This is a genomic window from Burkholderia sp. HAN2018 (assembly GCF_024704855.1).
GTDB classification, from domain to species: Bacteria; Pseudomonadota; Gammaproteobacteria; order Burkholderiales; family Burkholderiaceae; genus Burkholderia; species Burkholderia cepacia.
Map to the genome: position 1 here is coordinate 1 of NZ_QOBB01000070.1, position 19,947 is coordinate 19,947.

The following is a 19,947-nucleotide window of genomic DNA, read 5'->3' on the forward strand; positions in this document are numbered from 1 at the left end:
GCCGCTCGCCGCGCGCCGTGCTCGCGGCCGTCGTGGCCGGCGGCCTGCTCGCGCTCGGCCCGGTGCGCGCTGACGAACTCCCGGTGCTCGTGATGACCGACGGCACGCACGACGTGATCCTCGAAGTCAGCGTCAACGGCGAAAACACGACGCTGCTCGCGCACTTCCGCGAACGCGACGGCCACCTGTCGGCGAGCGGCGCCGACCTGCGCACGATCGGCGTTGCAACCGACCGGCTCGGCCTCGCCGACGCGGCAACGGTCGACCTCGACGCGATTCCCGGCCTGCGCTACCGCTACGACGCGGCACGCCAGAGCGTCGACCTGCAGATGCCCGACTCGCTGCGCCGGCCGTACGCGGTCGACAGCCGTGCGTTGCCGCCCACGCAGGCGGCCAGCGCGTCGCGCGGCGTCGCGATCAACTACGAGGCGTACGCGCAGACGATCGGCGACCGGCAGTACTCGCTCTACACCGACGTGCGCTACTTCGATCCGGGCGGCGTGTTCGACACGACAGGCGCCGCGACCTTCTACAACGGCCAGCGGCGCTACACGCGCTTCGATACGTCATGGAGCCGCTCGGACCCGGCGCGGCCGAGCACGACGCAGATCGGCGACACGATCTCGGGTTCGCTCGCATGGACGCGCTCGGTGCGCATCGGCGGCTTCCAGTGGCGCAGCAACTTCGCGCTGCGCCCCGATCTCGTCACGTTCCCGATCCCGTCGCTCGCGGGCTCCGCCGCCGTCCCGTCGGCCGTCGACCTGTACATCAACAACGTGCGCCAGTACACCGGCAACGTGCCGAGCGGCCCGTTCCTCATCCATGACGTGCCGGGCATCAGGGGTGCCGGGCAGGCGACCGTCATCACGCGCGACGCGCTCGGCCGCACCGTCGCGACCTCCGTGCCGCTCTACGTCGATACGCGCATGCTGTCTGCCGGGCTGTCGAGCTATTCGTTCGAAGCCGGCTTCCTGCGCCGCAACTACGGGCTGCGGTCGTTCGACTACGACGCGCGGCCGGCCGTCAGCGGCTCGATGCGACGCGGCGTCACCGACGCGCTGACCGTCGAGGGGCATGCGGAAGCGACCGGCAGCGTGCTCAACGCCGGCGTCGGCGCGCTGCTGCGGCTCGGCTACGCGGGCGTCGTGAGCGGCGCGGTCGCGGGCAGCGCCGGCCGCTTTCCGGGCACGCAGGTGAGCGTGGGCTACCAGTTGATCGAGCCGCGCTTCTCGATCAACGCGCAGACGATCCGCGCGTTCGGCCGCTACGGCGACCTGGCCTCGCGCGACGGCGCGACGGCGCCGGCGGCGACCGACCAGGCGACGCTCGCGCTGCCGTTCATGCACCGCCAGACCCTGTCGCTCAGCTATATCGGCTTCCGGATGCCGCAAGGCCCGAGCACGCGGATCGGCACGGTGTCGTACACGCTGGGCTTCGGCGATCTCGCGTCGCTGAGCGTGAGCGCGTACCGCGACTTCGCGCAGCAGGGTGCGAACGGCGCGTTCGTGTCGCTGAACATCGGGCTCGGCCGCAACACGTCGATCAACACGACCGTCGGCCGCCAGCGCGGCCAGTCGAACTACACCGTCGACGCGAGCCGCCCGCCCGACTACGGCGGCGGCTGGGGCTGGGGCGTGCAGACGGGCGGCACGGGCGCGGTGCCCTACCGGCAGGCGCAACTGCGGTATCTCGGCCACGCGGGCGAAGTCATCGCGGCCGCGCAGCACATCGACCGACAGACCGGCGCGTCGCTCGACGTGAGCGGCGCGCTCGTGTTCATGGACAGCAGCCTGCAGGTGTCGCGCCGCATCGACGACGGCTTCGCGCTCGTGTCGACCGACGGCGTCGCGGGCATTCCGGTGCTGCACGAGAACCGCGTGATCGGCACGACCGACCGCGCGGGGCACCTGCTCGTGCCCGACCTGAACGCGTACCAGAACAACCAGATCGCGATCGACTCGATGAAGCTGCCCGCCGATGCGCGGATCGCCCGCACGTCGATGACGGTCGTGCCGCAGGCGCAATCGGGTGTCGTCGCGCATTTCGGCGTGTCGCGCTATCGCGCGGCGTCGGTGATCCTGCGCGACGCCGAGGGCCGCCCGCTGCCGGCCGGTGCGCGCGTGCATCACGCCGAAAGCGGCGCGGATACGATCGTCGGCTACGACGGGCTCACGTTCATCGACGGACTGAAGGAGGACAACCACCTCGTGATCGACTCCGGCACGCAACGCTGCATCACGGAATTCGCGTTCACCGCGCCCGGCAACGGCACGCTGCCGACCATCGGGCCCCTCACCTGCCGGGCGGCGCCATGAGGCTCGCGCTGCTGCTCGTCATCGCGTTCGCCGCGTGGTGCGGCGTGCCGCATCACGCGCGGGCCGAGTCCTGCACGGCCACGGCGTCGACGGTCAGTTTCGGATCGGTCAGCCCGATCTCCAACGCACCGGTCACCGCGACCGGCACCGTCAGCGTCACCTGCACGTGGTCGACCGTCTCGCTGGTGCCGAACGTGCTCGTGTGCCTGAACCTCGGCGGCACGAGCCCGCGCAGCCTCGTCAACGGCACGAACGCGATGCAGTACGACCTCTATCTCGACGGCGGACATTCGGTCGCGTGGGGCTCGGTGTATTCCGGCACGACGCCGGCGTCCGTCACGCTCGCCAAACCCGCGCTCGGCACGAGCGCGTCCGCGACGGTCACCGTGTACGGACAGATCACCGGAAACCAGCCGACCGTGCCGACGACCGGCAACAGCACCACGACCTATTCGCAGCAGTTCGGCGGCAACACGACGTCGATCAACACCGGGTTCTACCTGCTCGTCGCGCCGACCTGCGCATCGCTGACGACGTCGAGCGGCACCTTCCCGTTCGGCGCGACGGCGGACGTCATCAACAACTGCAACATCAACGCGACCAACGTGAACTTCGGCACCGCGAGCATCCTGTCGGGCACGCTCGCGGCAACGGGAACGATCACCGCGCAATGCACCAACGGCGACGCGTGGAAAATCGCGCTGAGCAGCGGCGGCAGCGGCGACGTGACGACGCGCCAGATGAAGCGCAGCGGTGGAGGCGGGACGATCGATTACGGGCTGTATACGGACGCCGCGCACTCGATCGGATGGGGCGACGGCACGGGCGGCAGCGCGACGGTCACGGGAGTCGGCACGGGCACGTCGCAGGTCGTGACCGTGTACGGCGCGGTGCCGGCGCAGGCCACGCCCGCGCCCGGCAGCTACAGCGACACGATCACCGCGACGATCAGTTTCTAGCGTTCAACGGCGTGAACGGGCGGGCGCACCGTTCAGAACGTGACGGTCCATGCGGGCGGTGCGCCCGCGCCGATGCTGCGCGGCGCCGACCGCGCGTCGGGCAGCGCCGCGTGGCTGAGCACGAACGGCGTGCCGTGCATGCAACTGACGCTCGGCATGCCGGCATCGGCAGCCGCCTGCGGCGCGCCGGCGTCGATCGTGCAGGTTTCCGGAATGACGAGACTGACTCGCAGCGGAATCGACGGCTCCGCCGCGCTCGCGAGCGACCCTGCGCCCAGTACGGCGAGCGCGATCGCACCGCGTGTGATCTGGCCGGCTGTCATCGTGCGGCCCTCCTTCGTGCATCCATCCAGGCAGATGCGCGAATTATCGGCATGCGCGCGGAAAACCTCAATCCGCGCGCACGCGGTCGAACCCCGCCGCGCCGGTCAGCGCGCGCCGGCGAACCCGCCGAAGAACGCACGCGCGTTGGCGTCGAGGCTTTCGAGGTGATAGCCGCCTTCCTGCACGATCACCGTCGGCAACCCGAGTGCGCCGATGGCCCCGCCGAGCCGGCCGAAACCGCCGGTCGTGACGGCAACCTGCGATTGCGGATCGTCCTTGTAGATATCGAAGCCGAGCGCGAGCACGAGCGCATCGGGCTGGAACCGCGCGAGCGCGCGCAGCGCGTCGTCGAGCCGCTCGAAGAACGCCGACTCGGGCGCGCCGTGCGGCATCGGCAGGTTGAGGTTGAAACCGTCGCCGGGCCCCGTGCCCGTCTCTTCCTCGTAACCCGCGACGACCGGGTAGAAGTTGGTCGGGTCGCCATGGATCGACACGTACAGCACGTCGTCGCGGCCGTAGAAGATCTCCTGCACGCCCTGCCCGTGATGCATGTCGGTGTCGAGGATCGCGACCCGGCGATGGCGGCCGAGCAGCGACTGCGCGGCGATCGCCGCATTGTTCAGGTAGCAGAAGCCGCCGGCCGCGTCGCGGCGCGCGTGATGGCCGGGCGGCCGGCACAGCGCGTACGCGTCGCGTGCGCCGTCGTTGACGTCGGCCGCAGCCGCAAGCGCACTCTGCGCGGACCAGTACGCGGCGCGCCACGTGTTCGCGCCGACCGGGCAACTGCCGTCGGCGAGATAGCGCGCGGCCTTCGCGAGCACGCCGCGCAGCGGGTTCGGGTCCCGCACGAACACGTTCGACATCACTTCGTCGCCCCAGTCGTCGGGCATCCGTTTCCAGTCGCGGTGCGCTTCTTCCAGAAAGCGCAGGTAGTTCATGTCGTGCACGGCCGCGATCGGCGCGGTGCCGCGATCGGCCGGCTCGCGCACGTCGAAGTCGAGCGACCGGACGGCCGCGACGAGCCGCGCCGCGCGCTCGGGCACTTCCTGCGGCTCACGCATCCGGCCGCGCGACAGGTAGCTGCGCGGATGGTGCAGCAGCTGCTCGGGATGGAAATAGGTGTTCATCGTTTGCCCTCGTCGGTTGTTCTGTCGGTCGATCGGTCGGTTCGCGCTGTCACGCATCCTGCGCGGCGGCCGCCGCGACAACGCTCGCCGCGACGCCGGCGCGCGCGAGCACCGCATGAAGGAGCACGTTCGTGCCGCGCGTCACGTCGGCGGGCAGCGCGTCCTCGGCTTCGTTGTGCGACAGGCCGTCGACGCACGGGATGAACACCATCGCGGTCGGAACGCGGCGCGCGAGCAGGATCGCGTCGTGCCCGGCGCCGCTGACGATCCGCTCGTTCGTATAGCCGAACGCGGCAGCCGCCTGCGCGACCAGTTCGACGCAGTCGCGATCGAACGGCGTCGCCGGGCTGCGCCAGCAGGTGTCGATCGCGACCTGCACGCCGCGCGCCGCGGCGACACGTGCGCAGGCATCGCGCAGTTCGCGCTCCATCGCGTCGACTTGCGCATCGTCGTGATGACGGAGGTCGACCGTGAACGTCACGTCGCCGGCAATGGTGTTGCGCGACGCGTTGCGGATGCCGACCTGCCCGATCGTCGCGAGCCCGCGCGGCGCATGACCGGCGACGATCCGTTCGAGTTCGAGCGCCATCTGCGCGCTCGCGAAATACGCGTCCTTGCGATACGGCATCGGTGTCGTGCCCGCATGCGCGGCCACGCCCGTCACCGTCACGTCGAGCCAGCGGATCGCCTGCCCGCCCGTGACGACGCCGATCGTCGTACCGTTGGCCTCCAGCACCGGGCCCTGTTCGATATGCGCCTCGAAGTACGCATCGACCGCGCCGCCCGTCGCGCGCGCGCCGCGATAACCGCAGGCGTCCAGTGCCGCGCCGAGCGTGATGCCGTCGGCGTCCTGCTTCGCGAGCGCATCGTCGAGCGGCAACGCGCCCGTGAACACGGCCGAGCCGAGCATCGCCGGCGCGAAACGCGCGCCCTCCTCGTTGGTCCACGACACGATTTCCAGCGGCTTGCCGGTCGCAATGCCTGCGTCGTTCAGCGTGCGCACGAGCTCGAGCGCGGCGAGCACGCCATAAACGCCGTCGAACCGGCCGCCTTCGGGCTGCGTGTCGAGATGACTGCCGATCAGCACCGGCGCGGCCTGCGCATCGACGCCGTCGCGCCGCGCGAACAGGTTGCCGACCGCGTCGACGCTCACCGTCATCCCCGCGTCGCGGCACCACTGCGCGAACAGGTCGCGCCCGCGACGATCGTCGTCGGTGAGCGCCAGGCGCCGCACGCCGCCGCGAGGCGTCGCACCGACGCGCGCCATGTCCGCCAGGCTCTGCCACAAGCGGGCACCGTCGATTTCCAGAAGGTCTTTCATGTGCACTCCGGATGAATTCGTTCGTTGAGGTTCACTGCGAGCCGAGCGCTTCGGCGGCGGCCGGCCGCGCTGCGCGGCGTGCGTCGATCGCGACGATGGAGAGCAGCGAGATGCCGGCCAGGCACGTGTAGAACACCGCGAGCGGCCACCACTGGCCAGCGAAGCGATGCGCGAGCCACGTGCCGACGAGCGGCGTCAGGCCGCCCGCGATCGCGCCGCAGATCTGGTAAGCCAGCGAGATCGCCGAATAGCGCACGTGCGCGGGGAACACGTCGCTCACGAAACCCGCGATCACCGAATAGAAGCCGGCCATGCAGACCACCGCGAGCGCGATGCCGGCAATCAGCGATGCGGACGTGCCGCCCTGCACGAGCATGAACATCGGATACGGCGACAGCATCGCGAGCAGCGCCGCGAGTTTCAGGAAGCGCGCGCCGCCGATGCGCTCGGCGATCCACGCGGCGACCGGCTGCGCGAAGAACTGGATGATCGCGACCGCGAACAGGCTGTCGAGAATCAGCGATCGCGAGACGCCGACGTACTGCGTCGTGTACGCGATCATGAACGTGTTCGTGAAATAGACGCCCGCGATGCCGATCGTGTTCGCGCCGATGCAGAGGAACACGAGCCCCGACGCCGAGCGGAACACTTCCGCAACCGGCAGCTTCACCGTGCGGTTGGTTTCCTTCACGCGTGCGAATTCCGGCGACTCGTTCACGCCGAGCCGGATCAGGATGCCGACCACGAGCAGCACCGAACTCGCGAGAAACGGCAGGCGCCAGCCCCACGCGAGGAAGTCCGCCTTGTCCATCGACGTGACCGCGCGAAACGCGATCAGCGACAGGATCAGCCCGGCCGGGCTGCCGAGCTGCGCGAACGACGCGAAGAACGTGCGGCGCCCCTGCGGCGCATGCTCGCCCGCCATCAGCACCGCGCCGCCCCATTCGCCGCCGACCGCGATCCCCTGCACCACGCGCAGCGCGACGAGCAGCACCGGCGCGAGCAGGCCGACCGTCGAATAATCGGGCAGCAGCCCGACGCAGACGGTCGCGACGCCCATCATCATCAGCGTCGTCATCAGCGCCTTCTTGCGGCCGATGCGATCGCCGAGGTGCCCGAAGATCACGCCGCCGAGCGGCCGCGCGAAGAAGCCGACCGCGAAGGTCGCGAACGACGCCATCGTGCTGACGAAGCGGTCATGCGACGGGAAATAGAGTTCGCCGAACACGAGCGCGGCGGCGGTCGCATAGATGTAGAAGTCGTACCACTCGATCATCGTGCCGATGAACGCGGCCGTCGCGGCGCGTCCCGGCTGGCGGGCGGAAGGAAGGGACTGGGTCATGCGGGCTCCTGACGCGCGCCGCTGCGGCGCGACGCGCAATATCGTGGACGGCCGTCTGTCGCGGCCTTGCGCCGCACGCTGCGGCGCCCCTCCTTTATCGGCGACCGCAAATCATTAGTCAAATTTCAAGTTATTATTCGCCGTATAAATTCAACTAATATCCACCCGACGCCTCGCCCGGAGACCCGATGCGCCCCGACCTCGCCCCGTTCCTGAACGACCGTCTCGACTGGAACCTGTTGCGCACCTACCTCGTCATCGTGCAGGAGCGCAGCGTGAGCCGCGCGGCCGCGCGCCTGCACGTGACGCAGCCGGCCGTGAGCCAGGCATTGCGGCGGCTCGAGGACACGCTCGAACGCAAGCTGATCGAGCGGCGCGGCACGCACTTCGCGACGACGCCGGCGGGCGAAGCCGTGTACCGGATCGCAAGCGACATCTACGGCGGCATCTCGCGCCTCGAAACCGAAATCGACGACAGCACGGCCGACCTGACCGGCTCGATCCGGCTGCTGACGGTGAGCCGCATCGAGTCGCCCGTCTACGACGAATTCCTCGCGGAATTCCATCGCGCGTATCCGCGCATCGACCTGCAGATCGAGGTAATGCGCTCGTCGGACATCCTGTCTTCGCTGCTGCAGAAAACCGCCACGGCCGGGCTCGGCCTGTGCCGCACGCCGCACGACAAGCTGGAGATGCGCTGCTTCCTGCGCCAGCGCTATGCGATCTACTGCGGCCGCCATCACCGGCTGTTCGGGCAGACGCAACTGCGCATGGACGATCTGCTCGCCGAGAATTTCGTGTCGTTCACGAGCGACCAGATCGGCGACAGCCTGTCGCCGCTCACCGTGTTTCGCGACCAGAAGGGCTTCACGGGGCGCATCGTCGCATCGTCGCCGAGCCTCGAGGAAGTGCGGCGGCTGATCTTCGCGGGTTACGGGATCGGCTGCCTGCCCGAACACATCGTGCGCGACGACATCGCCCAGCAGCGGCTGTGGCGGCTGCCGCCCGACGAAGGGCTCGTCGACGTCGACGTGTTCCTGCTGTGGCATCGCGATCGCAAGATGAACGCGGCCGAGCACGCGTTTCTCGACGCGATGGAGCGCTGCATGCAGCGCCATTCGCTGGCGGAGCGGCTCGGGAAGTAGCGGCGCGAGCGCGCTGGAGGAAAGCGCCGGGCGCACACGGCCCGGCGCGTCGGCAACGTCAGAAGCGATGCACGATGCCGAGCTGCACGCCGCGCGCATTCGCGCCCGGATACGCGAGCGGCAGGCCGGGGTTCGCCGCACCGGCGAGCGTGTAGCCGGCCTGGTTGCGGTTGCGCAGGTACGACAGCGCGCCGTAGAAGCTCGTGCGCTTCGACAGGTCGTACGCGTACATCAGCCCGAGCTGGTCCGCATTGTTGCCTTGCGACGACTGGTCGTGCAGATACGCGTAGCCGAGCGCCACGTAGTTCGCCGGATTGAACTGGTATTTGACCGACAGCCCGTACACGCGCGAATCGATGCCGAGATCGGCCCATTTCACCGCGGAGAAACCGCCGTATACGGTCGCCTTGCCGATCTCGTACGACACACCGGCCATGATCGTACGATCGGTCGTGGTCGCCGTCGCGTTCTTCAGCCACTGGCCGGCAACGAACGCACCGAACGGCCCGTGTTCGTAAGTCAGGTCGAACTGCCGGCTGGCGCCCGCCGAGCGCACGCCGCCCGCATCGCCGAACCCGAAGTACAGCCCGCCCTGGAAGCCGGCGATCTCCGGGCTCTGGTACGACAGCGTATTGCTGGTGCGGAACGCGAACACGGTCAGGTTGTCCATGCCGGACGCCTGCGTGACACCGCCGAACGCATCCTGCCCGCCCTGGTCGTTGAACAGCGGCGAGTTCTGGCGGCCCGCGCGCACCTTGCCCCACTGCCCCGTGATCCCGACCCACGCCTGCCGGTTGAACAGGCTGCCCGAACTCGCCAGCGAGCCGTCGTTCGGGTTGAAGCCGTTCTCCAGCGCGAACTCGATCTTCTGCCCGCCGCCGATATCCTCGCCGCCCTTCAGCCCGAACCGGCTGCCCCACTGGCCGCCCGAACCGATCGCCGCCGTATAGCCGTTGCCCGTGTTCACGTACTGCGCGAACTCGTCGATCACGCCGTACAGCGTGACGCCGTCCTGCGCGAGCGCCGCGCCCGATCCGGCGACGCACGCCGCCGCCACCGTCACGCGAAGACCGGCGTGCACCATCCGCGCCCGGGAATCGCTGCCGCGGGCTGTCATCTTCTTAGTCATACTATTCAATGGCCTGAGAATGAAACGACACCGCGCGCGGCAGCCGCGCCGCACCGGCATCGTCGAAAGGGAAACGTGTGGAAGAACCCGGCGCAGGCAGCGCCCGGCTCGCGCGGCATTCAGGCCGGCAGCCGGCCCGATGCGCGTGACGTGTCGTCAGTGGTGAACTTCGCCGCGTTCGAGCGGCAGGATCAGGCGTTCGGGAATGCTGCGGCGCGACGCACGCGCGCCGACGTAATACAGCACGGCCGGCACGATCAGGCCGAGGATCCACGAGATGTCGGTGCCGCCGAGCGCGTCGACGAGCGGGCCCGTGTAGATGTGGGTCGACATGAACGGCAACTGCACGAGGATGCCGACCACGTAGATCGTGATCGCCATCACGTTCCAGCGGCCGTAGCGGCCGTCCGGATCGGACAGCGCCGGCACGTCGTAGCGCGAGCGCGTGAAGCAGTAGTAGTCGACCAGGTTGATCGCGCTCCACGGCGTGAAGAACGCGAGCAGGAACAGGATGAACGCGGTGAATTCCTTCAGGAACGAATGGCGGCCCGCGAGCGCGATGAGCGTGGAGACGCAGATCATCCCGAAGATGTAGACGAGGCGGCTCTTCGACGACACGGCGCCCTTGCCGCGGAAGCCGCTGACGATCGTCGCCATCGACATGAAGCTGCCGTAGGCGTTGAGCGCCGTCACCGTCACCTTGCCGAACGCGATGCTGAAGTACAGCAGTGCGGCCACGGCGCCGGTCGAGCCGAGGCCGACGATATACGCCACCTCATGGTGTGCGAACTGGCTGCCGGCCAGTGCGGCCGCGAACACGCCGAACACCATCGCCGCCTGCGCGCCGATCACCGAGCCCAGGCCGACCGCGAGAAACGTCGCGACCGACGACGTCGAGCGCGGCAGGTAACGCGAGTAGTCGGCGACGTACGGACCGAACGCGATCTGCCACGACGCGGACAGCGACATCGACAGCAGGAAGCTCGCGAGCGAGAAATGCCGGTTCGCGAGCAGCGCGCCGATGTCGTGGTTCGCGAACAGCTGCGTGAACATGTAGACGAACGCGGCGATGCCGATCACGCTCGCGACCCGGCCGACGGCATGGATCGCGCGATAACCGAACACGGTCAGCACGACGATCACGGCCGCGAACAGCAGGATGCCGGCCGCGTCGTCGACGTGCAGCAGCTGCGCGACAGCCTGCCCGGCCAGTACCGAGCCGCTCGCGGAAAAGCCGATGTACATCAGGCACACGAGCACGATCGGGATCATTGCGCCGTAGACGCCGAACTGCACGCGGCTCGAGATCATCTGCGGCAACCCGAGCTGCGGCCCCTGCGCGCCGTGCAGCGCCATCACCGCGCCGCCGACGAACTGGCCGAGCAGCAGCGCGACCAGCGACCAGAACACGTCGCCGCCGAGCACGACGGCGAGCGCGCCCGTGACGATGGCCGTGATCTGCAGGTTGGCCGACAGCCACAGGGTGAACTGGCTCAGCAGGCCGCCGTGGCGCTCGGCGTCGGGAATGAAGTCGATCGATCGGACTTCGATCAGGCCGCCGGCTTTTCCACTGGGATTCGTAGACACGGGCAAATCTCCAAAATACTCAGGATCACAAATGGTTCGAACAAGACGGGAAGCTGCGAGCCGCCCTTTCGGCTCTGCGGGTGCGGGGCGCCGTGGATCGCCGGCATGCGCCACGCACGCACGGTTTGCGCGCTGGCGCGCAAGCGGCACAACGTGTGCCGACATTGCCAGCGGATGATCTTGTATATACAACTTGCGAGATATCGGTGATTACCCGGTATCGGCCGATTTTCGAAATCGTCCGAACAATCGGCACAGCTTCGGCCGGTTTTGTCGAAAGCAGAACGTCGGAATAATGAAAGCTCAGGAACGCGCGGGCGATGCCTGATCGGGTTCGGCCGTCATGTCGGCGGCCGGGAGCACGGTCAGCATGCGCCGGGCTGCCTCGATGTCGCGCACGTGCAGCCACTCGTCGTAATCGTCGCGGCGCAGGATCACGACGCCCCGCTTCTCTTCGCCGGGCCGATGCATCCGTGCGAACAGCGGATGGGCGTCGGCGTTGACCGTGAGCATCGCCATGCCCACGCGCTCGCGGCCGTCGGCGCCTTCGTAGCGCCGCCAGATGCCGGCGACGCAGCACGGTTGCCAGCCGGCGACGCCGATCCGGTGCCACACGTTGCGACCGGTTTCGTAACAGGGCTCGACGATCCAGCGCACCGGAATCAGGCAGCGCTGGCCGTTGCGCCACGCGGTGCCGTAGAGCCGCGACGAGCCGACCGTTTCCGCCCGCGCGTTCACCGTATCGAGTTTCTTTCTCTTTCGACCGTTCTCGTCGACCCGCTCGGGCTGCATGAATTTCGGCCAGAAACCGAACACGGCCGCGACGACCTCGAGGCCGTCGCCGTCGGCGCGCGCGACCGGCGCCGCGTAGTCGGGATACACGTCGGGTGCCCAGGGGTCGCGGCGGAACAGGTCGCCGATCCCGATCTTCAGCTCGCTGATGCCCGGGTCTTCATCGGGAGCGCGGTAGTGGGTACACACGGCTCGGTGGACGGTGGAAACGATGTCTCCATCGTAGGTCAGTGCAGGCGCCGCGGTCACGCGATCGCTTGGTATGACGAAACAGTTTTACGAAGCGACGGATCGACAAAGCGCCTGGCGCCTCCGGCGCGTGCCGTCATGCGTGCCGCGCGATCCGCAGCGTCAGGATTTCGTCGCCGGCTTCGTCGAGCGTGCCCGTCGGCGTCCAGCCCAGATGCCGGTAGAAGCCGTACGAGCGCGACGCCGGATCGGTCGAGCACCCGAGAAACAGCGACGTGAAGCCGTTCGCGGCGAACGCGTCGATCACCTGCTGCAGCAGCCGCTTGCCGATCCCCGCCCCCTCGTATTCGGGCAGGATCGCGAGCACGACGATCTCGCCCGATCCGGTGTCGCCGAAGCAGTAGCCGACCATGCGCCCGTTCGCGCAGCAGACCCGGCCCAAGACCAGGCCGTCCCGGATGCCGTCGCCCCAGCTTTCGACGGTGATGCCGAGGTCGCGCAACTGCGCGTCGGTGAATGCGTTCTCGCGCGTCTTGCCGCGCAGTTCGATGCACGCGGCCGCATCGTCGGGAACGGCCTCGCGCCAGGTGAGTTCAGTCATCGTTCGATTTTTCCGTGGTGCGCCGGCGCGACGCATACAGGCAGATCAGCTCCAGCGCGATCGTCGCGCCGGCCAGCGACGTGATTTCCGCATGATCATACGGCGGCGACACTTCGACCACGTCCATGCCGACCAGGTTGATGCCCTCCAGGTGACGCAGGATCTCGAACGCCTGATGGCTCGACAGCCCACCCGAGACCGGCGTCCCCGTGCCCGGCGCGAACGCGGGATCGAGGCAGTCGATGTCGAACGTCAGGTACACGGGATGATCGCCGACCCGGTCGCGAATGCGCGCGGCGATCGCGGCGGGCGTCGACGCATGCACGTGACGCGCATCCTGGATGTCGAAGCCCATCGGCGCGTCGTTGGTCGTCCGGATGCCGACCTGGGCCGACCGTCCGGGCACGACCCATCCTTCCCGCGCTGCGTGATAGAACATCGTCCCGTGATCGATGCGCTTGACGTCGCGATCGGGCCACGTGTCGGTGTGCGCATCGAAATGCACGAGCGACAGCGGCCCGTGCACTTTCGCGTGCGCCTTCAGCAGCGGATACGTGATGAAGTGATCGCCGCCGAGCGTCAGCATCGCGCAGCCGCGCGCGAGGATTCCGTCGGCATGCCGCTCGATCGCGCCCGGCACCGATTCGGGCTGCCCGAGATCGAACGCGCAATCGCCGTAGTCGACCGCGGCCAGCACGTCGAACGGATCGAACGACCACGGCCACGGGCGCTCCCACGCGATGCCCGTCGACGCGATCCGCAACCCGCGCGGGCCGAAGCGCGTGCCGGGCCGGTGCGAAGCGGCGGAATCGAACGGCACGCCCGTGATCGCGAGGTCGACGCCGTCGAGATCGCGGCTGAAACGCCGGCGCATGAAGCTCGTCGCGCCCGCGAAGGTCGGCTCGGCCTGCGTGCCGTAGAGGCTGTCGCGCGTGAATGCGAAATCGTTCTGGCTCATCGTCGGCTTCCTGTCTGAAGGGGGACGGCCGCGCGGCTGGCGACCTCGTGCCCGATTCTGCCGCTGCGGCATCCGACGAAAAATATGAACTAACATAAGCCGACTTCACGAAACGCGACGTATCGTCATGCTGACCCGATTGAGAGACATGGATGTGCAGCTGCTGCGGCTCTTTCTGACGATCGTCGAAAGCGGCGGCTTCAGCGCCGCGCAAGGCACGCTCGGCATGGCGCCCTCGACCATCAGCACGCAGATGGCCAAGCTCGAGACGCGTCTCGGGTTCCGGCTGTGCGATCGCGGCAAGAGCGGCTTCCGGCTGACGCCGAAGGGCGAACGCGTGCTGCAGTCGACGCGGCGGCTCCTGCACGCGATGGACGTGTTCACGCGCGATACGCAGCACGTGTCGGGCACGTTGCTCGGCGAACTTCGTATCGGGCTGTCCGAGCGACTGGCACCGGACGTCGTCGAATCGATCGCGGCAAGCGTCGGCCGCTTTCGAGAACGGGCGCCGGACGTGCTGATCGAGATGGTCGCGGTACCGCCCGACGAGCTGGAACGCCGGCTGCTGAAAAGCGAACTCCAGCTCGCGATCGGCTATTTTTCCGGCCACCAGGCCGGCCTGCACTACACGCCGCTGTTCGTCGAACACCAGTCGCTGCACTGCGGCGCCCGGCATCCGCTGTTTGCGAAAAAGACCGTGTCGGTCAACGACATCGCGGGCGCGAGCAACGTCGCGCGGCTCTACAAGACGAACACGTCGGGTGCGGCGCTGCGCAACGCGCAGCCGACCGCGTTCTCCGAAAACGTCGACGCGGACGTGATCTTCATCCTGTCCGGCACGCACGTCGGCTTCCTGCCCGACCATGTCGCGGCGCCGTGGGTCGCCGCCGGGAAGATGCGCCGGCTGCTCGCGAGCAAGCTGAGCCATACGGTCGAATTCCAGCTCGCGACACCGCGCAACTGCGACGGCAGCGAAGCGCTGGAAGCGTTCACGGCGGCGCTCGCCGAACAGTTCGGCGAGCTCGACGGCTTCGCGGGCTCGTGACCGGCGCGCGCCGCCCGTGGCGCGTCAGGCGAGCCGGTCGGACGCGATGACCTGCACGCCCGGCCGCGCGTCGATCGCCGCGTCGAGCAGCGCGCGGGCAATCCGCGACGCGGGATTCACGCGCCACTTCGCCGGCAACACGGGGCGGGCCGCGTTCAACGCGAACACCAGCAGCCGCTCGCCGAGCCTGAATTCGTCGCGGCTGCCGCCGATCAGCCCGGGCCGCACATACGTGAGCGACGCGAACCCGACGCCGGCGAGCGCCTGCTCGACCTCGCCCTTCACGCGGTTGTAGAAGATGCTCGATGCCGGGTCCGCACCGAGTGCGGAATTCAGGACGTAGGCCGGGGTGCCGTGGCGGTGCGCGAGCCGCGCGACCGCGAGCGGATAGTCGTGGTCGACGCGCCGGAACGCCGCCTTCGAGCCGGCGGCCCGCATCGTGGTGCCGAGCGTGCAGATCACGGCATCGGCATGCCACCAGTCGGCCGCGTCGGGCAGATGATCGAAATCGACCTCGAGCGCGCGCATCTTCGGGTGCGGCGACAACGGGCGGCGCGCGAGGACGATCACCTGATCGACCCGCGCATCGGCGAGCGCGACTTCGAGGACGTGACGCCCGACGAGTCCGGTCGCGCCGACGAGCAGCAATTTCATGTCCGGTTCTTCCGTGTGGAGCCTGCGTTGGCGGAGCGGGAACGCCCCGGTTTCCGGCTTCCCACATGATCGTCGGCCGACTCGGCACCGACAAGCGCCCAACATCTCGAAAAGTTACAGGCCGTGCTCATTCCCTGTCTCTGACTTGCCGCGGCACGACTCCCGCCATGCTTCGCCGACGCTTCAGTTCCGCGCACATTCGAAATTTTTATCGCATCAAAGCGCTCGATATTGATATTTATTCGACATTGATACGACAAATGACGCGGCCAATGAAAAAGAGAACGTTCATTTTTCGCCGTCTTTCGAACAAGATGCCGGCGTACGCTACGACCCGGCCGTCTCGTGTCGCGACACGCTCCAGCGCTCGTATGCCTGCGAGAACGACGACATGTCGCAGAATCCCGGTTCCTGCGTGATTTCCTTGATCGACAGCCGCCCAGGTGACGAAGCTGGAGAACACGGGCCGCTATCCGATCGAGCAGCCCGGGCTGCCGCAGATGGTCGATGCGATCGATGCGTTCTGTCGCGACGTGACGGCGCCTCACGTCGACCTGCGCACGCCGTCACGACGAACGGCGCAAGCGCCGGCGCGGAAGCCCGCGCCGCAAACGAAAAGCCGCCGGTGCGCACGCTGCGCACCGGCGGCCCCCTGTCACACCGGCCCGTCAGACATGCAACGCATGCCCGAGCGCGCGCAGCGCGGCCTCCTGCAGTGCTTCACCCAGCGTCGGATGCGCATGGATCGTGCCGCCGATGTCCTCCAGCCGCGCGCCCATCTCCAGCGACTGCGAGAACGCCGCCGCCAGCTCCGACACGCCGCGCCCGACCGCTTGCCAGCCGACGATCAGGTGGTTGTCGCGCCGCGCGACCACGCGCACGAAGCCGTCGGTCGCCTGCAGCGTCATCGCGCGCCCGTTCGCCGCGAACGGGAACGACGCGCTCACGCAATCGACACCGGCCGCCCGCGCGTCGTCCGGCGACCAGCCGGCCGTGACGATCTCCGGATCGGTGAAGCACACGGCCGGGATCGATGCGGGCATGAACTTGCGGCGCTTCCCGGCGATCAGCTCGGCCACCATCTCGCCCTGCGCCATCGCGCGATGCGCGAGCATCGGCTCGCCGGCCACGTCGCCGATCGCCCAGACGTTGCGCATCGACGTCCGGCATTCGTCGTCGATCCACAGCGCGCGGCCGTTGCGATCGAGCGGCAACGACTCGAGCCCGAAACCGTCGACGCGCGGCCGGCGGCCAACCGCAACCAGCACGCGATCGGCCGGCAGCGTCTGCTCCGCGCCGTCGGCGGCCTGCACGCGCACCGCGCCGTGCTCCGCGAGGCCGAGCACCTTGTGGCCGAGCAGCAGCCGCACGCCGAGCCGCGCGAGCGAATCGGCAACCGGCCGCGCGAGTTCGGCATCGTACGCGGGCAACACGCGCTCCGCCGCTTCGACGACACTCACGTCGACGCCGAGCTTGCGATAGACGATCCCGAGTTCGAGCCCGATGTACCCGGCCCCGACCACGACCAGCCGCTTCGGCAGGGTCGTGGGCGACAGCGCCTCGGTGGACGACACGACATGCCCGCCGAACGGCATCGACGGCAGCGCGACCGGTTCGGAACCGGTCGCGAGCAGCAGGTGCTCGCAGCTGATCCGCGTCGTGTGGCCGCCGGCGACGACGTCGACGGTCTTGCCGTCGACCACCTGTGCGTCGCCGTGCAACACGCGCACGCCGTTCTTCTTGAGCAGCGCGCCGACGCCGCGCGTGAGCCGGTCGACGATACCGTCCTTCCATGCGACGCTTTTCGCGATGTCGATCTCGGGCGTGCGCACGCGAATCCCGAGCGCGCCCTCGCCTGCATGGCCGCGCGCCTGTTCGAATGCGTCGGCCACGTGGATCAGCGCCTTCGACGGAATGCAGCCGATGTTCAGGCACGTGCCGCCGAGGCGGTCGCGCTCGACGAGCACGGTCGGGATACCGAGCTGGCCGGCGCGAATCGCGGCGACGTAGCCGCCCGGGCCGCCGCCGATCACCAGTAGCGTGGTGTGTTCGTTCTTCATTGCGCTCACTCCACGAACAGCAGTGCCGGGCGTTCGAGCACCGCGCGCACCGCCTGGATGAATTCCGCCGCGTCCGCGCCGTCGACGACACGATGGTCGAACGACGACGACAGGTTCATCATCTTGCGTGCGACGACCGCGCCGTCGCGGATCATCGGCCGCTCGACGATCCGGTTCACGCCGACGATGCCGACCTCGGGATGATTGATGACCGGCGTCGACACGATGCCGCCGAGCGCGCCGAGGCTCGAAATCGTGATTGTCGAGCCGCTCAGTTCGTCGCGTTGCGCGCGGTTCGTGCGCACCGCGTCGGCGAGCCGCGCGATCTCGGCGGAAATCGACCACACGTCCTTCGCTTCCGCGTGACGCAGCACCGGCACCGTGAGGCCGCTGTCCGTCTGCGTCGCGACGCCCATGTGCACCGCGCCATAGCGCGTGACGACCCCCGCTTCGTCGTCGAAACGCGCGTTGATCTGCGGAAAGTCGCGCAACGCGATCACCATCGCGCGGATCAGCAGCGGCAGCGGCGTGAGCTTGCCGCGCGTGTCGCCGTAGCGGCGGTTCAAATCCGTACGCAACGATTCGAGCTCGGTGACGTCGATCTCCTCGACGTAGCTGAAGTGCGGAATGCGGCGCTTCGCTTCCTGCATCTTGCGTGCGATCGCGCGCCGCAAGCCGATGACCGGCACCTCGGTTTCATCGTTGCGTTCGTCGTAGCCGTGCGCCCGCGATCCGCGGGCGCCGCGCGCCGCACCGCCGCCGCTGCCCGCATACGCATCGAGATCCGCGTGCAGGATCCGTCCGGCTTCCCCCGTGCCGCGCACATAACGCAGCTCGATGCCCATGTCCCATGCGCGCTGGCGCACGGCCGGCGACGCGAGCGGCCGTTCACCCGGCGCGAGTGCCGCGCGCGGCGGCTCCACGTGTTCCTTGCGTTCGGCGTGCTTCGCGTGACGCGGCTCCGCAGGCGCGTGCTTCGTCGCCGGCCTGGCGGGCGACTCTGCCGGCGCGTCGGCCACCGTCGTCGACGGCGCGGCCGCGGCCGCGACCGCGACCGGTGCGGTTTCTACCTTTGATTCCCGCACCGGTGCGCCGGCCTTCAGGTTGCCGGCACCTTCGACCTCGAGGCGGATCAGCTCGCTGCCGACCGCCATCATCTCGCCGATCCGGCCGCCGAGTTCGATCACCTTGCCCGTCACCGGCGACGGAATCTCGACCGCCGCCTTGTCGGTCATCACATCGGCGAGCGGCTGGTCTTCCTTGATCGTCTGCCCGACTTCCACGTGCCAGGCCACCAGTTCGACCTCGGCAATCCCTTCGCCGATATCCGGCATCTTGATGACATGAATCCCCATCTCACGCCTCCATCACGCGTCGCAACGCTTCACCGACCCGGGCCGGGCCCGGAAAGTACGCCCACTCCTGCGCATGCGGATACGGCGTGTCCCAGCCCGTCGTGCGCTCGACCGGCGCCTCGAGGTGGTAGAAGCAATGTTCCTGGACCAGCGACACCAGTTCCGCCCCGTAACCGCAGGTGCGCGTCGCCTCGTGCACCACGACGCAGCGCCCGGTCTTGCGCACCGACGCGACGACCGTGTCGAGGTCGAGCGGCCACAGCGTGCGCAGGTCGATCACCTCCGCATCGATGCCCGTCTCCTCGGCCGCGGCGAGCGACACGTGCACCGTCGTGCCGTAGGTCAGCACCGTCACGTCGTTGCCGGGACGCACCACGGTGGCCGTATCGAGCGGCACCGTGTAGTAGCCCTCGGGCACCGCGCTCGACGGATGCTTGAGCCACGACGTGACGGGCCGGTCGTGATGGCCGTCGAACGGCCCGTTGTACAGCCGCTTCGGCTCGAGGAAGATCACCGGATCGTCGTTCTCGATCGACGCGATCAGCAGCCCTTTCGCGTCGTACGGATTCGACGGCATCACCGTGCGCAGCCCGCACACCTGCGTGAACATCGCCTCCGGGCTCTGGCTGTGCGTCTGGCCGCCGTAGATGCCGCCGCCGCAGGGCATGCGGATCGTCATCGGTGCGGTGAACTGGCCGGCGGAGCGATAACGCAGCCGCGCGCCTTCCGACACGATCTGGTCGGAGGCCGGGTAGAAATAATCGGCAAACTGGATCTCGCACACCGGGCGCAGCCCGTACGCGCCCATCCCCACCGCCGCGCCGACGATCCCGCTTTCGGAGATCGGCGCATCGAACACGCGCGACTTCCCGTATTTGTTCTGCAATCCTTCGGTACAGCGGAACACACCGCCGAAATAGCCGACGTCCTGCCCGAACACGACCACGTCGCTGTCGCGCCCGAGCATCACGTCCATCGCCGAGCGCAGCGCCTGGATCATCGTCATCGGCTGCGTTGCCGTGCCTGTCTCGTGTTGCGCCATGA

General features: G+C 68.6%; 17 protein-coding genes. 4 read left to right on the top strand and 13 right to left on the bottom strand.

Going from position 1 to position 19,947, the window contains the following annotated elements:
- The first annotated feature begins 17 nt into the window (after nt 1-17).
- Entirely contained in the window at nt 18-2,315 is a 2,298-nt protein-coding gene (locus DPV74_RS19075; RefSeq protein WP_247040072.1) for a fimbria/pilus outer membrane usher protein, read from the top strand.
- The gene (locus DPV74_RS19080) at nt 2,312-3,274 is read left to right on the top strand and encodes a spore coat U domain-containing protein (protein WP_119337770.1); all 963 of its coding nucleotides are present in this window, start codon (nt 2,312-2,314) and stop codon (nt 3,272-3,274) included. The genes DPV74_RS19075 and DPV74_RS19080 overlap by 4 nt, the downstream gene beginning before the upstream one ends.
- A gap of 32 nt (nt 3,275-3,306) precedes the next feature.
- Here DPV74_RS19080 and DPV74_RS19085 read toward each other — a convergent pair whose 3' ends face one another.
- The 4 genes from DPV74_RS19085 to DPV74_RS19100 all read right to left on the bottom strand — a co-directional run bounded on the left by DPV74_RS19085 (nt 3,307) and on the right by DPV74_RS19100 (nt 7,388).
- The gene (locus DPV74_RS19085; protein ID WP_027787915.1) at nt 3,307-3,597 is read right to left on the bottom strand and encodes a hypothetical protein; all 291 of its coding nucleotides are present in this window, start codon (nt 3,595-3,597) and stop codon (nt 3,307-3,309) included.
- 105 nt (nt 3,598-3,702) lie between these two features.
- A complete protein-coding gene (locus DPV74_RS19090) occupies nt 3,703-4,725 on the bottom strand; it encodes a histone deacetylase family protein (protein ID WP_119337771.1) in 1,023 nt (340 codons plus the stop codon).
- Between the two features lie 49 nt (nt 4,726-4,774).
- Nucleotides 4,775-6,046 carry a Zn-dependent hydrolase gene (locus DPV74_RS19095; RefSeq protein ID WP_119337772.1) on the bottom strand — a complete coding sequence of 424 codons (1,272 nt, stop codon included), beginning with the start codon at nt 6,044-6,046 and terminating at the stop codon, nt 4,775-4,777.
- A 31-nt stretch (nt 6,047-6,077) separates the two neighbouring features.
- Complete coding sequence (locus DPV74_RS19100) at nt 6,078-7,388, bottom strand: MFS transporter (RefSeq protein WP_048023682.1); 1,311 nt, start codon at nt 7,386-7,388, stop codon at nt 6,078-6,080.
- 188 nt (nt 7,389-7,576) lie between these two features.
- Between DPV74_RS19100 and DPV74_RS19105 the strand changes: the two genes are divergently transcribed.
- Nucleotides 7,577-8,533, top strand: a complete 957-nt coding sequence (locus DPV74_RS19105; protein WP_027787919.1) for a LysR family transcriptional regulator — start codon at nt 7,577-7,579, stop codon at nt 8,531-8,533.
- Between the two features lie 58 nt (nt 8,534-8,591).
- On the opposite strand, the gene DPV74_RS19110 is transcribed toward DPV74_RS19105, so the two are convergent.
- The 5 genes from DPV74_RS19110 to speB all read right to left on the bottom strand — a co-directional run bounded on the left by DPV74_RS19110 (nt 8,592) and on the right by speB (nt 13,789).
- The gene (locus tag DPV74_RS19110; RefSeq protein WP_119337773.1) at nt 8,592-9,662 is read right to left on the bottom strand and encodes a porin; all 1,071 of its coding nucleotides are present in this window, start codon (nt 9,660-9,662) and stop codon (nt 8,592-8,594) included.
- Between the two features lie 156 nt (nt 9,663-9,818).
- Nucleotides 9,819-11,249 (bottom strand): cytosine permease, encoded by a 1,431-nt coding sequence (locus DPV74_RS19115; RefSeq protein WP_027787921.1) that lies wholly within the window; start codon nt 11,247-11,249, stop codon nt 9,819-9,821.
- Between the two features lie 303 nt (nt 11,250-11,552).
- Nucleotides 11,553-12,230, bottom strand: a complete 678-nt coding sequence (locus DPV74_RS19120) for an SOS response-associated peptidase family protein (RefSeq protein WP_060206351.1) — start codon at nt 12,228-12,230, stop codon at nt 11,553-11,555.
- A 136-nt stretch (nt 12,231-12,366) separates the two neighbouring features.
- Nucleotides 12,367-12,831 carry a GNAT family N-acetyltransferase gene (locus DPV74_RS19125; RefSeq protein ID WP_119337775.1) on the bottom strand — a complete coding sequence of 155 codons (465 nt, stop codon included), beginning with the start codon at nt 12,829-12,831 and terminating at the stop codon, nt 12,367-12,369.
- Nucleotides 12,824-13,789 carry an agmatinase gene (gene speB / locus DPV74_RS19130; protein ID WP_060371688.1) on the bottom strand — a complete coding sequence of 322 codons (966 nt, stop codon included), beginning with the start codon at nt 13,787-13,789 and terminating at the stop codon, nt 12,824-12,826. The genes DPV74_RS19125 and speB overlap by 8 nt, the downstream gene beginning before the upstream one ends.
- A 127-nt stretch (nt 13,790-13,916) precedes the next feature.
- On the opposite strand from speB, the gene DPV74_RS19135 reads away from it, so the two are divergent.
- Nucleotides 13,917-14,834 (top strand): LysR family transcriptional regulator, encoded by a 918-nt coding sequence (locus DPV74_RS19135; protein ID WP_119337776.1) that lies wholly within the window; start codon nt 13,917-13,919, stop codon nt 14,832-14,834.
- 24 nt (nt 14,835-14,858) lie between these two features.
- Here DPV74_RS19135 and DPV74_RS19140 read toward each other — a convergent pair whose 3' ends face one another.
- The 4 genes from DPV74_RS19140 to DPV74_RS19155 form a co-directional block, all read right to left on the bottom strand.
- Complete coding sequence (locus DPV74_RS19140) at nt 14,859-15,488, bottom strand: NAD(P)H-binding protein (protein WP_027787926.1); 630 nt, start codon at nt 15,486-15,488, stop codon at nt 14,859-14,861.
- 668 nt (nt 15,489-16,156) lie between these two features.
- Entirely contained in the window at nt 16,157-17,548 is a 1,392-nt protein-coding gene (gene lpdA, locus DPV74_RS19145) for a dihydrolipoyl dehydrogenase (RefSeq protein ID WP_027787927.1), read from the bottom strand.
- Between the two features lie 5 nt (nt 17,549-17,553).
- Entirely contained in the window at nt 17,554-18,903 is a 1,350-nt protein-coding gene (locus DPV74_RS19150) for a dihydrolipoamide acetyltransferase family protein (RefSeq protein WP_119337777.1), read from the bottom strand.
- Nucleotide 18,904: 1 nt separating this feature from the next.
- Entirely contained in the window at nt 18,905-19,945 is a 1,041-nt protein-coding gene (locus DPV74_RS19155) for an alpha-ketoacid dehydrogenase subunit beta (protein WP_119337778.1), read from the bottom strand.
- Nucleotides 19,946-19,947 lie beyond the last annotated feature (2 nt).

What these genes read in the sequence shown, in the direction of transcription:
- DPV74_RS19080 (WP_119337770.1), top strand. Translation starts at nt 2,312, where the DNA reads ATGAGGCTCGCGCTGCTGCTCGTCATCGCGTTCGCCGCGTGGTGCGGC.
- DPV74_RS19085 (WP_027787915.1), bottom strand. Translation starts at nt 3,597, where the DNA reads ATGACAGCCGGCCAGATCACACGCGGTGCGATCGCGCTCGCCGTACTG.
- DPV74_RS19090 (WP_119337771.1), bottom strand. Translation starts at nt 4,725, where the DNA reads ATGAACACCTATTTCCATCCCGAGCAGCTGCTGCACCATCCGCGCAGC.
- DPV74_RS19095 (WP_119337772.1), bottom strand. Translation starts at nt 6,046, where the DNA reads ATGAAAGACCTTCTGGAAATCGACGGTGCCCGCTTGTGGCAGAGCCTG.
- DPV74_RS19100 (WP_048023682.1), bottom strand. Translation starts at nt 7,388, where the DNA reads ATGACCCAGTCCCTTCCTTCCGCCCGCCAGCCGGGACGCGCCGCGACG.
- DPV74_RS19105 (WP_027787919.1), top strand. Translation starts at nt 7,577, where the DNA reads ATGCGCCCCGACCTCGCCCCGTTCCTGAACGACCGTCTCGACTGGAAC.
- DPV74_RS19110 (WP_119337773.1), bottom strand. Translation starts at nt 9,662, where the DNA reads ATGACTAAGAAGATGACAGCCCGCGGCAGCGATTCCCGGGCGCGGATG.
- DPV74_RS19125 (WP_119337775.1), bottom strand. Translation starts at nt 12,831, where the DNA reads ATGACTGAACTCACCTGGCGCGAGGCCGTTCCCGACGATGCGGCCGCG.
- speB (WP_060371688.1), bottom strand. Translation starts at nt 13,789, where the DNA reads ATGAGCCAGAACGATTTCGCATTCACGCGCGACAGCCTCTACGGCACG.
- DPV74_RS19135 (WP_119337776.1), top strand. Translation starts at nt 13,917, where the DNA reads ATGCTGACCCGATTGAGAGACATGGATGTGCAGCTGCTGCGGCTCTTT.
- DPV74_RS19140 (WP_027787926.1), bottom strand. Translation starts at nt 15,488, where the DNA reads ATGAAATTGCTGCTCGTCGGCGCGACCGGACTCGTCGGGCGTCACGTC.
- lpdA (WP_027787927.1), bottom strand. Translation starts at nt 17,548, where the DNA reads ATGAAGAACGAACACACCACGCTACTGGTGATCGGCGGCGGCCCGGGC.
- DPV74_RS19150 (WP_119337777.1), bottom strand. Translation starts at nt 18,903, where the DNA reads ATGGGGATTCATGTCATCAAGATGCCGGATATCGGCGAAGGGATTGCC.
- DPV74_RS19155 (WP_119337778.1), bottom strand. Translation starts at nt 19,945, where the DNA reads ATGGCGCAACACGAGACAGGCACGGCAACGCAGCCGATGACGATGATC.